Source organism: Caulobacter sp. Root343 (assembly GCF_001425745.1).
Classification (GTDB): domain Bacteria; phylum Pseudomonadota; class Alphaproteobacteria; order Caulobacterales; family Caulobacteraceae; genus Caulobacter.
Genome location: NZ_LMDF01000005.1, coordinates 114485 through 127402 on the forward strand (window position 1 = coordinate 114485; position 12918 = coordinate 127402).

Here is a 12918-nt window from a genome sequence, read left to right on the forward strand (position 1 = left end):
ATGCTCAAGCCTCGTCGCGCTAAGCCTTTGAAAAACTTGGAGGCGGATCGCCTCTATTCCCGCACCCAGACGGGCATTGAGGCGGTCGGAACGATCGCGCCCTTGCACGTCACCACCGCCGCCGCGAGCGCATGCGCGCGCCGCACCGATTCGTCGATCGTCAGGCCCGCCAGCCGCGACGACAGATAGGCGGCGTTGAAGCTGTCGCCCGCGCCCGTGGTGTCGACGGCCTTTACGCGACCCGGAGCCGGAGTCGCGGTCCGTCCGTCGGGCCGATGGACGTTGACCGCATGGCTCTCGTCGCGCGCTACCACCTCGGCCCCGGCCGCGGCCCATTCGCCGGCCAGGTCCTCGGCCTCGCGGTCGTAGAGCGGGCGGCTGTCCTCGCTGCTCAGCGAGACGTAGCGGCACGAGGGCACGACGCCGTCCAGGGCCGCGCGGGCGGCCTCGGCGTTCGGCCACAGGGCCGGGCGGTAGTTGAAGTCCAGGGCCACGGCCACGCCCAGCGAATGGACGTAGGCCAGAATGTCCTTCAGCCGCGCCCGGCCGATGTCGCCGATCACCGCCAGGGTCACGCCCGACAGGTAGACGAGGTCGCTGGCCTTGGCCGCCTCGATCAGCTGGTCGGCGGTGTGGGCCGAAAACAGGTCGCGGATCGGAGCCCGCTCGCGCCAGTAGTGGAACTTCCGCTCGCCGTGCTCGTCGAGCACGATGGCGTAGAGGCCCGGCAGGCGGTTCTCGACCTGGCGGACCAGGCGGGTGTCGATGGCTTCGCGGCGCATGGTGGCCAGCACGCCCTCGCTGAACGGGTCGCCCTGGCCCAGCGCCGTGCAGTAGGCGACCGCGTCGCCCAGCCGGGCCATGTAGATCGCCGTGTTGAAGGTGTCGCCGGCGAAGCCCATCCGGTACAGCGGCGCGCCGCCATCCCCTTCAGCCAAGGTTGGGGCCTCCGGCGACAGCTCGACCATGCATTCGCCGAGAACGGTGATCTTGGCCATCTGGTCTTCTCCCCCTCACATTTGTCATCCCGGCCAAGCGCGCGGCGCGCCGAGCCGGGACCGCCGGAAGCGCAGGGCCTGTGGCGGTCCCGGCTCTTCGCTACGCTTCGGCCGGGATGACAAGTCCTTACTTCTTCTTGTTCTGCCGTTGGCCCTGCTGGGCGATCCAGGCGTCGATCCGGGTCTCCAGCACCGACAGCGGCAGCGAGCCGTGCAGCAGCACCGCGTCGTGGAAGCCGCGTTCGTCGAACTTGTCGCCCAACGTCTTCTCGGCCCGCCGACGCAGTTCCAGCAGCTTCAGCTCGCCGACCTTGTAGGCCAGGGCCTGGCCGGGCCAGGAGACGTAGCGCTTCAGCTCGACCTCGATATTGACCGGCGATAAGGCCGTGTTGTCGGTGAAGCAGGCGCGGGCCTGGTCCAGGCTCCAGCCCTTCCAATGCACGCCCGTGTCGGCCACCAGGCGGCAGGCGCGCCACATCTCGTACGACAGCCGGCCGAACAGCTCGTAGGGGTCGCGGTAGATCCCCATCTCCTCGCCCAGCCACTCCGAATAGAGCCCCCAGCCCTCGCCATAGGCGTTGAAGTAGAGGCCGCGGCGGAACTCAGGGACGCCGACCTGCTCCTGGGCCAGCGAGGTCTGGATGTGGTGGCCGGGCGCGCCCTCATGCAGCACCAGGGCCGGCAGCTCATACAGCGGCCGCTGGTCCAGCTCCGAGGTGTTGATCATCAGCCCGCCGGCCCGGCCGACCTTGGGGTCGCCGCCGAAGTAGCGGCCGGTGGTGTAGCCCTTCTCGATGCTGGCCGGCACCGGTCGCACGCCGTAGGTCAGGCGCGGCAGGACGCCGAAATGGGCCGGCAGCTGGTCGTCGGCCCGCTTGGCGATCTCGCTGGATTTCTCCAGCAATTGTTGCCGGCTGGTGGCGTAGAACCGCGGATCCTTGCGCAGCATGGCGATGAAGGCTGGCAGGTCGCCCTGGAAACCGGCGGCCTTCATGGTCTCCTGCATCCGCGCCCGGATGCGGGCCACCTCGGCCAGGCCCAGGTCGTGGATCTGGTCGGGCGTCAGGGTGGTGGTCGTGTGCCGGCGGGTCAGGAAGGCATAGTAGCGCTTGCCGTCCGGCAGGTCCGAGGCCGCCAGGCTCCTGGCCGCGTGCGGCAGGTATTCCTCGGTCATGAACGTGACGAAGCCGGCGCGGGCCGGGGCGACCTTGTCGGTCAGCGCCTTCTCGCCCTCGGCGATCAGGGCCGCGCGGCCGGGGACGCTGTCGGGCAGCGCGCGCAGCGGGGCCAGCAGAGGGTCCTCGGCCAGGGGCGTGGCCGCCGTCCGCTGAGCCCGCTCCAGCACCGCCTGGGCGGTCGGGACGGCCTGGACGAAGCCGCTGGCGACGCCGCGACGGGCGTTGTCGATATTGGCGGCGTACCAGCCGGGCATGCCGTTCAAGAGGGCGATCCAGCGCCGGGCCTCGTCGGCGGTGCGCAAGGTCATGCCGCTGGCCCGGTACAGCATCATCACGTCGAAGCCGCCGTCGCTGCTGAACGGCATGCGGGCCTCGTCGAAGCTGGCGGCCTCGATCCGCTCGGCCAGGCTGAACAGCAGCAGATCGCGGGTCAGCCGCTCCTCGTCCGAGAGCCGCTTGGGGCGCACGGCCGTCAGTTCGGCCCGGATCGTCTTCAGCTTGGCCGTCCGGTCGGCGTCGGCGGCCGGCGAGACGTCGGGCAGGCGCCAGCGGGCGTCGGAGGAACCGCCGGAATCGGGATCCTCGCCCGGGTCGCCCAGCGCCTCGTAGCGCACGACCAGGTCGGTCAGGGTGGCGGAGGGTCCGGCCCATGCGGCCGACACCGTCAACGCGGCAAGACAGATGCCGGCCAGCCCGGCGCGCCATGAGCGGATGCGAGTCATGCGGCCGAGCTTAGGCCAAGCCCCGGCGCGGATCGACACGCGAATCGCCGGCCGGCGTGACCGGTCGGAAGCATCCAGAATTTCAGAGAAAACCGGGAATGGAGCGGGCGAAGAGATTCGAACTCTCGACCCCAACCTTGGCAAGGTTGTGCTCTACCACTGAGCTACGCCCGCCCATTCGCGAGATAAACAGTCGCTCCATTCTCCCAGGAATTCCGGAAGAATGGAGCGGGCGAAGAGATTCGAACTCTCGACCCCAACCTTGGCAAGGTTGTGCTCTACCACTGAGCTACGCCCGCATCGGCGAGGCCCAAAGGAGCGCCCCGCGACGAGGAGGCGGCTTATGGCAGAGCGCTTCGTGGTTTGCAAGAGCCCTTTGAGGGGTTGCGAAGCGGGTTTTTTCGGAGGCTTGATCCGCACGGGTTTTAGTCGAGTTTTTCTGGGGGCGGAGTTCTGGCGTTGCGTCTGTTCGTGTTCGGTCTGGGCTATGTCGGCGAAGCTTTCGCCAGCGCCTTGCGGGCCCGCGGCTGGGAAATATCGGCCACGGCGCGCGGCACCGAACAAGCGCAGGCTCTGCGCGCCCGGGGGATCGTTCCCGCCGATCCGGACGACCGTGACGCCATGGCCGCGGCCCTCGCCGGCGTGAACGCGGTCCTGGTCACCGCCCCGCCCGGCCCCGACGGTTGTCCGGCTCTGGAGTCGGTGATCCCGGCGCTCGCCCAGGCCCAGGCCTTTCCCGACTGGATCGGCTATCTCTCCACAACGGGCGTCTATGGCGATTTCGAGGGCCGCTGGGTGTTCGAGACCTCGCCGCTGAAGGCCCAGTCGGTCGAGGGCGCGCGCCGGGTCGGGGCCGAGCGCGACTGGCGCCAGGTCGGGCGCGGCATGGGCCTGACCGTCACGACCTTCCGCCTGCCCGGCATCTACGGCCCCGGCCGTAGCGCCCTGGACCGCCTGCGGGCCGGCGAAGGCCGCCGGATCGTCAAGCCGGGCCAGGTGTTCAGCCGCATCCATGTCGACGACATCGTCTCGGGCCTGCTGGCCTCGCTGGACCGACCGCGCGCCGGCGGGATCTACAACCTCGTGGACGACGAACCGGCCCCGCCGCAGGACGTGATGGAGCATGCCGCCAAGCTGCTGGGCGTCCCGGTCCCACCCGACCTGCCGTTCAACGCCCTAGGCATGTCGCCGGCCACGCGCCGTTTCTACGCCGAGAACAAGCGCGTCTCGAACGCGTGGGCGAAGGCGGAGCTGGGCTGGCGGCCGGTGTATCCGACGTATCGGGAAGGGCTGGCGGGGATTTTGGCGCAAGAAAACCTGTCATCCCGGACGGCCTGAAAGGCCGATCCGGGACCGCCGGAAGCACGGCGCTTGGAGCGATCCCGGCTCTTCGCTGCGCTGCGGCCGGGATGACAACCGAGGGAGATCATTCCTCGTCCAACGCCGGCATCCTCGGCGTGATCCCCACCGCCTCCAGCCCCGCCGCGTTGCGCAGCCGCGCGGCGCGGGCCAGGCGGCGGGAGACGAGGTCGCCCTCCTCCGGCTCGGCCAGGCCGCGGGCCTCGGCGACGGCGGCGACCAGGCGCTGCAGGTCCTGGGGGCGCGACAGGCGGTGGTCGCCGTCCTTGATCAGGCTGAAGACAACGTCGTCGCTGTTCAAGGCGTTGGCTAGTTCCAGGGCGTGGGTCCACGGCACGTCGGGGTCGGCCCCGCCCTGCAGCACCCGCACGGGAACATCGATCGGCACCGGTCCCGGAAGGATCGACCACCGCGCCCCGTCCTCCAGCAGGTCACGAGTGATGGCGTAGCCGCCGTCGTCGTACGCCGACGGCCGGATCCAGAAGCCGTCGCGGGCGATGGCGGCCTTGGCCTCGGGCGAGAGCTCCGGCGCCATCAGCTTCTCGGTGAAGTCCGGGGCCGGCGCGATCAGCACCAGCGCCTTCACTCGATCGGGTCGGGCGATCGCCGCCAGGCAGGCCAGCCAGCCGCCCATGGACGAGCCGACCAGGACCAGCGGCCCGTCGGTCAGCTCGTCGATCACCGCCAGAGCGTCCTCGCGCCAGCGGCTGATCGTGCCGTCCTTGAACGCCCCCTCCGACTCGCCGTGGCCGAAATAGTCGAAGCGGACATAGGCGCCGCCGGTCGCCTGGGCCTGCTCGGCCAGCACCTGCGCCTTGGTCCCGGTCATGTCCGAATGAAAGCCGCCCAGCCACACGACGGTCGGCCCCTCCCCGTCCACGCGCCGATAGGCGAGGTTCGAGCCGTCTTCACGCGCCAGGGCGCCCCGGGATTCGGTCATGGCGTCGCCTCGATCCTTTCGCTAACTAAACGCGTGCCCTTCGCCGAGAGTCGCGTGCCCGACCTACCCGCCGACTTCACCCTGCTGCAAGTCACGCCTGAACTGGAAACGGGCGGGGCTGAGCAGACGACGATTGATGTCGCTCACGCCGTCGTGGCGCAAGGCGGCAAGGCCCTGGTCGCGACCCGCGGCGGCCGCATGGCCTCGCGCCTGGAAGCCGACGGCGGCCGCCTGGCCCAGATGCCGGCCCAGACCAAGAACCCGCTGATCATGCTGGGCAACGCCGCGCGGCTGGTCGACCTGATCCGGCGCGAGAAGGTCAGCCTGGTTCACGCCCGCTCGCGCGCCCCAGCCTTCAGCGCCCTGTGGGCGGCCCACGCGACCAGGACGCCGTTCGTGGCCACCTATCATGGCGTCTACAACGCCAAGTCCAATCTCAAGCGCTGGTACAACGCGGTCATGACCAAGGGCGACCTGGTCATCGCCAATTCCGAATACACGCGCGAACACGTCATCAAGGAGCACGGCATCGCCCCCGACAAGGTGGTCGCCATTCCGCGCGGCGTCGACCTGACGCGGTTCGAACCCGGCGTGGTCGGAGCCGAGCGGGTCGAGGCCCTGCGCAAGGCCTGGGGCGTCGAGCCGGGCGAGCGTCGTCTCAAGGTGCTGCTGGCCGGCCGCCTGACCCGCTGGAAAGGCCAGGGCCTGCTGATCCAGGCCATGACCCTGCTGAAGGCGCGGGGCGAGAACCGGGTCCTGTTGCTGCTGGCCGGCGACGACCAGGGCCGCAAGAGCTATCGCGCCGAACTCGTCGCCGCCATCGCCGCCGCCGGCCTCGAGGACGCGGTCAAGCTGGTCGGCCATTGCGACGACATGCCGGCCGCCTATCTGCTGGCCGACCTGGCCATCGCGCCCTCTCTCGAGCCGGAGGCCTTCGGGCGCACGGCGGTCGAGCCGCAGGTGATGGGCCGCCCGGCGATGGCGTCCGACCATGGGGCGACGCGCGAGACGGTCGTGCCCGGCGAGACCGGCTGGCTGGTCAAGCCCGGCGACGCCGAGGCCTGGGCCGACGCTCTTCTGCAGGCCTGCGAATTCGGTGCGGCCAAACGCCAAACCATGGGACAAGCGGCGCGCGCCCGTGCGCGGCGGTTGTATTCGGTGGACGCGATGTGCGAAGCGACCCTCAAGGTCTATGCGCGGGTCCTTCAGGCCCGAAGTTCGGAGCGTTCGTCTTGAGCAAGGAGATCAAGAAGGTCCTGGTGATCAAGCTGGGCGCGCTGGGCGACTTCGTCCTGGCCCTGGCGGCGATGAAGAAGATCCGCGAGGCCCATCCGAAGGCCAAGATCACGCTTCTGACCACCCCGCCCTTCGAGGCCCTCGCCAAGCTCAGCCCCTATTTCAACACGGTCGAGACCGACGGCCGCCCCGGCGACTTCGGCGAGACGCTGGCGATGATCGGCCGGATCCGCAAGGCGCGCTACGACCGCGTCTACGACCTGCAGACCAACAGCCGGACCAACTGGTACTTCCAGCTGCTGCGCCCGTTCCCGCCGCAGTGGAACGGCATCGCCTTTGGCTGCGCCCTGCCGCAGAAGGGAACCGCCCGGCTGCGCATGCACACCCTGGAGCGCCAGGCCGACCAGCTGCGCGCCGCCGGCATCTGGCCAGACGCCCCGACCGAACACGGCAGCGCCCCGCCACCGGACCTGACCTGGATCCTGCGCAAGCACAAGGAGCCGCGCCCCGTCGCCGGCGGCGCCGCGCCCAAACCCTATGTCCTGTTCGTGCCCGGCGGCTCGGCCCACCGGCTCGAGAAGCGCTGGCCCGTCGAGAACTACGCGCAGCTGGGCGCGCTGCTGAAAGCGCGCGGCCTGGATATCGTGATCATCGGCGGCCCGCAGGAAAGCGCCATGGCCCGCCATATCCAGAAGGCCGTCGGCGGCGCGCGCGACCTGACCGGCCGCACCGACTTCGCCCAGCTGGCGGTGCTGGGCGCCAAGGCGACCCTGGCGGTCGGCAACGACACCGGCCCGACCCACCTGCTGGCCGCGGCCGGCGCCCCGACCATCGCCCTCTTCTCCGACTCCTCGGATCCCGACCTGTGCGGCCCGCGCGGCCACGTGGCGGTGATCCGCTCACCGGACCTGAAGGCCCTGCCGGTCAGCACCGTCGCCAGCGCGGCGGTGGCCCTGCTGCCGCGCTAGTACCCCGCGTACCGGCCCGGCTTGTGGTTGGCGATGATCACCGCGCTGAGCGCCACGGCGCTGGCGACGGACAGCAGGAGCTTGTCGAAGCTGATCGTGAAGAAGGCCGCGGCGATGACCAGGCAGTCGGCGGCCAGCTGCACCTTGCCGGCGCTGATCCCGCGCCGTTCCTGCAGATAGAGCGCCAGCACCCCGACGCCGCCGACGCTGGAGCGGTGACGGGCCAGGGCCAGAATCCCCATGCCGATGATCGTGCCGCCGAACACCGCCGAGAACACCGGGTCGATGTCGCCGACCTTCAGCCAATGCGGCATGCCCCAGGCGAATCCCGCCAGCAGCAGGTTGGTCGCCAGGGTCTTGGCGGTGAAGGTCCAGCCCAGGGTCCGCTGGGCCAGGACGTAGAACGGCAGGTTCAGCACGAAGAACACCACCCCGACCGGCCAGCCGCCCAGATAGGAGACGATCAGCGCCACCCCGGCCACGCCGCCGGTGACCAGGCCCGCGGCCTTCAGCAGGGTCAGGCCCACGGCGATGAAGCTGGCGCCGATCAGGAGGGCGTGGACGTCCTCGACGGCGGAGTGGCGATGCGGATTCATGAGGCGGCGGCAAGCGTTCTGATCAGGGGGAAACTCGTCCCGACCCCGCCGTTTCCGCCCCTCTATCCCCGAAAGACCCTTCGGGCGCCGTCCTGGATCAAAAAAACTGGACCCGGCGACGTCTCTTTGGTCGCCGTCGCTTGATACAGCGCGGCTGGCGGGTCATATATCACTTTCTCGCGGCGCGCCCAGCGCGGCGCGCACGTGTTCAGCCCTACCCTTATCAACAGTACCGGAGCCGTCCCTATTCGCCGTCCTATGCAAACGCCGCCCGTTAAAGACGGACCGCGTATCAACGATGAAATCCGCGTCCCGCGCGTCCTGCTGATCGACCAGAACGGCGAGAAGCAAGGCGAGATGCCGACCTCCGCCGCTCTGGAAGCGGCCGAAGAGGCAGGCCTGGACCTGGTGGAAATCGTTCCGAACGCCAATCCGCCCGTCTGCAAGATCTTGGACTACGGCAAGTTCAAGTTCCAGGAGCAGAAGAAGAAGAACGAGGCGCGCAAGCGGCAGAAGGTGGTCGAGCTCAAGGAGATCAAGCTCCGCCCGAACATCGACATCCACGACTACGAGGTCAAGGCCAAGGCCATGACCCGTTTCTTCGAGGAAGGCGACAAGGTGAAGGTCACCCTGCGCTTCCGCGGTCGTGAAATGGCCCACCCCGAGCTCGGCATGAAGCTGCTCCACAAGGTCAAGGCCGACTTCGATGAAGTCGCCAAGGTGGAGTACGAGCCGCGCATGGAAGGCCGGCAGATGATCATGATCCTGGCCCCGCGCTAGGATCTGAGGGCTTCTCCAGCCTCGTGACGCAAAGACGCCTCGGCCCTTGGCCGGGGCGTTTTTCTTTGCCGCCGCGTCGCGACCCGGTCTCCTGCCCCGGTCTTCTCCGGAAAGCCGCGTGAAGGCTTCGCCCGTGGCTCGACAGCTTGACCATGAACCCGTATTCCTACCCCCTCATATACCGGGGGTTGTTCATGCTGAAGTTGTTTGCGGGCGCAGCCATGGCCGCGCTGATCGGGTTGAGCGCGCCGAGCGCCGCCATGGCGTCCGCGCCGCTCGAAGCCTACGGCAGCCTGCCTTCGCTCGAGAGCGTCGTAATCTCTCCCGACGGCTCGGCTTTGGCCCTGATCGCCACGATCGACGACGAGCGGCGGATCATCGTCAAATCCTTGAACGGGCCCGTGCTGGCCTCGGCGGTCGTGGGACATCGCAAGGTTCGCAACGTCCAGTGGGCCGGCGTCGATCATGTCGTGATCGAAGCGTCGATCACGACCTCGATCAAGGACACGACCTATGTCGGCGAGCATTGGCAAGCCGTCGCCCTGAACGTCCGGACCGGGAGCTACATACAGCTGCCGAACGATGCGCTCGACACCCTCCTCAATATCGTCCAGGGCCGCCTGCAGCCGGGCGTCAGCGGCAAGAAAGCGGTCGTCTATACACCGCTCTACGTCACGGTCGCCGCCAACATGCAGAGCAAGAGCGGCCACCTGGATCTGTACAAGATCGATCTCGACACGGGCACGGCCACCCGCGTGCAGATGGGCGACAATCAGACCGGCGACTATCTCGTCAAATCCGACGGCGCCGTGCTGGCCAAGGCGAGCTACGAGAACAACGAACGCACCAACGACGCGACCTGGACCCTCTCGCTGCGTCGTGGGTCGTCCTGGCAAGACGTCGCCAAGACCACCGATGCCCGCAACACGCCTAGCCTCTGGGGGATTTCGCCCGATGGCCAGTCGGTGATCCTCGACACGTGGGACAAGCAGAACGCGCTGTGGCGCCCGACGCCCGTCACCCTCGCGGACGGCAAGGTCGGCGACTATATCGGTCCGCCCCGCAAGCAGGGCGCGCTGATCGACGAGGACGGCGTCGTCCTCGCCTTCACCTATCGCAGTGCGGGGCTGGCCGAATACGACTTCGTGGAACCGCGCTTGAAGGCGCTCTGGCCGGCGTACCGCAACGCCTTCAAGGGCCAGCAGGTCTCGCTCGTATCCTGGACGCCTGACTTCTCGAAGTTGGTCCTCTCCGTGACCAGCAGCAACTCCGCCGGCAGCTACTACCTCGCCGACACCAGGACCAAGCGCGTCGATCCGATCGGTTTGGCCTATCCCAAGATCACGGCGGCCGATGTCGCCAACGTGCGGATGATCGAATACCCGGCCGCCGACGGCCTGCCGATCCAGGCCATCCTGACGACGCCCAAGGGCCGGCCCGAAGCGAACCTACCGCTGGTGGTGCTGCCGCACGGCGGGCCGCAATCCCAGGACGACGTCACCTTCGACTGGCTGGCCCAGGGCGTAGCCTCGCGCGGCTATGCGGTGCTGCAACCGAACTACCGGGGTTCCACCAACACCGATCACGCCTTCATGGAAGCCGGCAACGGCGAATGGGGCGGCAAGATGCAAACCGACCTTTCGGACGGCGTCGCCTTCCTCGCGAAGGCTGGCGTGGTCGATCCCAAGCGGGTCTGCATCTTCGGCGCGAGTTATGGGGGCTACGCCGCCCTGGCCGGCGCGGCGCTTCAGAAGGGCGTCTATCGCTGCGCGGTGTCGGTGGCTGGTCCCAGCGACCTGGCCGGACGGCTGCACGACGAGATTCTCAAATACGGCGAGAAAAACGAACTCATCCGCTACCGCAAACGGGTCTACGGTGTGCAGAGCGCCAGCGATCCCAAGTTGAAGGCCATCTCGCCGGCCCTGCACGCCAACGAGGTCGAAGCGCCCGTATTGCTGATCCACGGCAAAGACGACACCGTGGTGCCCTTCAGCGAAAGCCAGAAGATGGCCTCGGCCCTCAAGAGCGCCGGCAAGCCCTATGAATTCGTCACCCTGAACGGCGAGGACCATTGGCTTTCCAACGGCGCGACGCGCAAGCAGATGCTGACCGCCGCCGTCGCCTTCATCGAAAAGCACAACCCGCCGAACTGAGGTCGCCAAGCCGAGGCTTCCGGCGTAAACCGCGCCTCCTATGTCCGAGCCCCGTCACAGCAGCCGCGCCCTCGCCGTCCTCCTCCTGGTTGTCTTCATCAACCTGGTGGGCTTCGGCGTGGTCATTCCGCTGCTGCCCTTCTACGCCAAGTCGATGAACGCCGCCCCGTGGCAGGTGACGACGATGTTCGCCGCCTACAGCCTGGGCCAGTTCTTCGGCGAGCCGTTCTGGGGACGCCTGTCGGACCGTATCGGCCGGCGGCCGGTACTGATCGTCACGATCCTGGCCAACACCCTGGCCTATGTCGCCCTGGCCTTCGCGCCGAACATCTGGATCGCCATGGCCGTGCGCCTGGTCGGCGGCTTCGGTGGCGGCAACATCTCGACGATCCAGGGCTACATGGCCGACGTCACGCCGCCCGAAAAGCGCGCGGGGCGTCTGGGCCTGCTGGGCTCGGCCTTCGGGGCGGGCTTCGTGATCGGGCCCTCGCTGGGCGGCGTCCTGGCCCACCCCGGCCTGGGACGCCTGGGATTCCAGATCCCGCTCTTCTTCGCCGCCGCCATGGCCGCCCTGGCGGCGCTGGGCGTCTTCCTGTTCGTGGCCGAGAGCCGCGCCCCCTCGGCGCCCGGCGTGCGCCAGCCCGGACGGCGCGAGGCCCTGGGCGCGGCCGCCGCCCATCCGGTGCTGTCGCGGGTGCTGCTGGTCACCCTGGTCTCGACCGGCGCCTTCGCGGGGATGGAGTCGATCTTCGGCCTCTGGACCAACGCCCGCTTCGACTGGGGGCCGCGCCAGGTCGGCTTCTGTTTCGCGGTCATCGGGGTGATCGCCTCTCTGGGCCAAGGCCTGCTGACCGGACGGCTGGCGCGCCGCTTTGGCGAAGGCCGCGTGCTGGCCACGGGGCTGTCGATCATCGCGGTCAGCCTGCTGATCACCCCCTTCGCGCCGTACCCGTCGCTAGCCATCGTCGCCGTCGGCTGCACCGCCTTCGGCCAGTCGCTGGTCTTCCCATGCGTGGCCGCCCTGATCTCGCGCGCCAGCCCGCCGGACCGTCAAGGCCAGATGCTGGGCCTGAACATGGCCGCCGGCTCGCTGGCCCGCATCGGCGGCCCGCTGCTGGCCGGACCGCTGTTCGGCCTGGCCGCCGGCGGTCCTTACTGGTTCGGCGCGGCCCTGATGGTCCCCGCCATCGGCCTGGCCCTGGTCATCGTGCGCCGGACCAAGGCGGTGGCCTGACGGCCTAAGCCCTTGCCTTGACCGAGTCTCTCCTGTAGTAACCCCGCCTTTCCGGAACCGCCTGGCCCATTGGCATGCCATGGCGGTTCGTCTTGCTATCCCAGAGGACGGGGCGAAAGCTCCGACGCGAAATGCCTAAGTTGAAGACCAAGTCGGGCGCCAAAAAGCGCTTCAAGATCACGGCCACGGGTAAGCTGAAAGCCGGCGTCGCCGGCAAGCGCCACCGTCTGATCGGCCACAACGGCAAGTACATCCGCCAAAATCGCGGAACGAAGGTGATGAGCGAGGCTGACGCCAAGACCATCCGTTCGTACCTGCCCTACGGCCTTTAAGAGGAGCGCTGACACATGGCTCGCGTCAAACGTGGCGTCACCGCCCACGCCAAGCACAAGAAGGTTCTTGAACAGGCGAAAGGCTTCTACGGCCGCCGCAAGAACACCATCCGCACCGCCAAGGCCGCCGTCGATAAGGCCGGTCAATACGCGTATCGTGACCGCAAGGTGCGCAAGCGCGCCTTCCGTTCGCTGTGGATCCAACGCATCAACGCCGGCGCTCGCATCGAGGGCTTCACCTACTCGCAATTTATCCACGGCCTGGACGTGGCGGGTGTGGTGATCGACCGTAAGGTCCTCGCCGACATCGCGGGCAACGACCCGGCTGCGTTCAAGGCTATCGCTGACAAGGTCCGCGCCGCCCTGGCCGCTTAAGGTCTTTTTCGGATCATCCGATCCGAGTTCGATCTGAAGAGCCCTCC

General features: G+C 68.4%; 12 protein-coding genes and 2 tRNA genes. 8 read left to right on the forward strand and 6 right to left on the reverse strand.

Annotated features, from left to right (window positions below; genetic code table 11):
- Positions 1-53: 53 nt before the first annotated feature.
- From ASC70_RS04590 to ASC70_RS04605, 4 genes are all read right to left on the reverse strand, one after another.
- Complete coding sequence (locus tag ASC70_RS04590) at positions 54-998, reverse strand: sugar kinase (RefSeq protein WP_056046875.1); 945 nt, start codon at positions 996-998, stop codon at positions 54-56.
- Between the two features lie 127 nt (positions 999-1125).
- Entirely contained in the window at positions 1126-2898 is a 1773-nt protein-coding gene (locus tag ASC70_RS04595) for a DUF885 family protein (RefSeq protein ID WP_056046876.1), read from the reverse strand.
- A 99-nt stretch (positions 2899-2997) separates the two neighbouring features.
- A tRNA-Gly gene (locus tag ASC70_RS04600) sits at positions 2998-3072 on the reverse strand.
- 50 nt (positions 3073-3122) lie between these two features.
- Positions 3123-3197 (reverse strand) — tRNA-Gly (locus ASC70_RS04605).
- Positions 3198-3357: 160 nt separating this feature from the next.
- On the opposite strand from ASC70_RS04605, the gene ASC70_RS04610 reads away from it, so the two are divergent.
- A complete protein-coding gene (locus tag ASC70_RS04610; RefSeq protein WP_056046879.1) occupies positions 3358-4236 on the forward strand; it encodes an SDR family oxidoreductase in 879 nt (292 codons plus the stop codon).
- An 88-nt stretch (positions 4237-4324) separates the two neighbouring features.
- Here the strand turns inward: ASC70_RS04610 and ASC70_RS04615 are convergent, their stop codons facing one another.
- Positions 4325-5197, reverse strand: a complete 873-nt coding sequence (locus ASC70_RS04615; protein ID WP_056046881.1) for an alpha/beta fold hydrolase — start codon at positions 5195-5197, stop codon at positions 4325-4327.
- Positions 5198-5251: 54 nt separating this feature from the next.
- Here ASC70_RS04615 and ASC70_RS04620 point away from each other — a divergent pair, with 54 nt between their 5' ends.
- Positions 5252-6433 (forward strand): glycosyltransferase family 4 protein, encoded by a 1182-nt coding sequence (locus ASC70_RS04620; protein WP_056046883.1) that lies wholly within the window; start codon positions 5252-5254, stop codon positions 6431-6433.
- Positions 6430-7401, forward strand: a complete 972-nt coding sequence (locus ASC70_RS04625) for a glycosyltransferase family 9 protein (protein ID WP_056046884.1) — start codon at positions 6430-6432, stop codon at positions 7399-7401. Before ASC70_RS04620 ends, ASC70_RS04625 begins: the two co-directional genes overlap by 4 nt.
- On the opposite strand, the gene ASC70_RS04630 is transcribed toward ASC70_RS04625, so the two are convergent.
- Positions 7398-7997 (reverse strand): YitT family protein, encoded by a 600-nt coding sequence (locus ASC70_RS04630; protein WP_056046886.1) that lies wholly within the window; start codon positions 7995-7997, stop codon positions 7398-7400. The two genes, ASC70_RS04625 and ASC70_RS04630, sit on opposite strands and share 4 nt — an antisense overlap.
- Positions 7998-8255: 258 nt before the next feature.
- Between ASC70_RS04630 and infC the strand changes: the two genes are divergently transcribed.
- The 5 genes from infC to rplT all read left to right on the forward strand — a co-directional run bounded on the left by infC (position 8256) and on the right by rplT (position 12871).
- Positions 8256-8777: a translation initiation factor IF-3 gene (gene infC / locus ASC70_RS04635; RefSeq protein WP_047407280.1), complete on the forward strand. Its 522-nt coding sequence runs from the start codon at positions 8256-8258 to the stop codon at positions 8775-8777.
- Between the two features lie 194 nt (positions 8778-8971).
- A complete protein-coding gene (locus tag ASC70_RS04640) occupies positions 8972-10930 on the forward strand; it encodes a S9 family peptidase (RefSeq protein WP_056048391.1) in 1959 nt (652 codons plus the stop codon).
- 40 nt (positions 10931-10970) lie between these two features.
- Positions 10971-12164 carry an MFS transporter gene (locus ASC70_RS04645; protein ID WP_056046888.1) on the forward strand — a complete coding sequence of 398 codons (1194 nt, stop codon included), beginning with the start codon at positions 10971-10973 and terminating at the stop codon, positions 12162-12164.
- 131 nt (positions 12165-12295) lie between these two features.
- A complete protein-coding gene (rpmI, locus tag ASC70_RS04650) occupies positions 12296-12496 on the forward strand; it encodes a 50S ribosomal protein L35 (protein WP_018061454.1) in 201 nt (66 codons plus the stop codon).
- 15 nt (positions 12497-12511) lie between these two features.
- Positions 12512-12871: a 50S ribosomal protein L20 gene (gene rplT, locus ASC70_RS04655; protein WP_047407297.1), complete on the forward strand. Its 360-nt coding sequence runs from the start codon at positions 12512-12514 to the stop codon at positions 12869-12871.
- Positions 12872-12918: the final 47 nt, after the last annotated feature.

Bases quoted from the DNA above. Each gene is read 5' to 3' on its own strand.
- ASC70_RS04590 (WP_056046875.1), bottom strand. From the start codon at position 998: ATGGCCAAGATCACCGTTCTCGGCGAATGCATGGTCGAGCTGTCGCCG.
- ASC70_RS04595 (WP_056046876.1), bottom strand. From the start codon at position 2,898: ATGACTCGCATCCGCTCATGGCGCGCCGGGCTGGCCGGCATCTGTCTT.
- ASC70_RS04615 (WP_056046881.1), bottom strand. From the start codon at position 5,197: ATGACCGAATCCCGGGGCGCCCTGGCGCGTGAAGACGGCTCGAACCTC.
- ASC70_RS04630 (WP_056046886.1), bottom strand. From the start codon at position 7,997: ATGAATCCGCATCGCCACTCCGCCGTCGAGGACGTCCACGCCCTCCTG.
- infC (WP_047407280.1), top strand. From the start codon at position 8,256: ATGCAAACGCCGCCCGTTAAAGACGGACCGCGTATCAACGATGAAATC.
- ASC70_RS04640 (WP_056048391.1), top strand. From the start codon at position 8,972: ATGCTGAAGTTGTTTGCGGGCGCAGCCATGGCCGCGCTGATCGGGTTG.
- ASC70_RS04645 (WP_056046888.1), top strand. From the start codon at position 10,971: ATGTCCGAGCCCCGTCACAGCAGCCGCGCCCTCGCCGTCCTCCTCCTG.
- rpmI (WP_018061454.1), top strand. From the start codon at position 12,296: ATGCCTAAGTTGAAGACCAAGTCGGGCGCCAAAAAGCGCTTCAAGATC.
- rplT (WP_047407297.1), top strand. From the start codon at position 12,512: ATGGCTCGCGTCAAACGTGGCGTCACCGCCCACGCCAAGCACAAGAAG.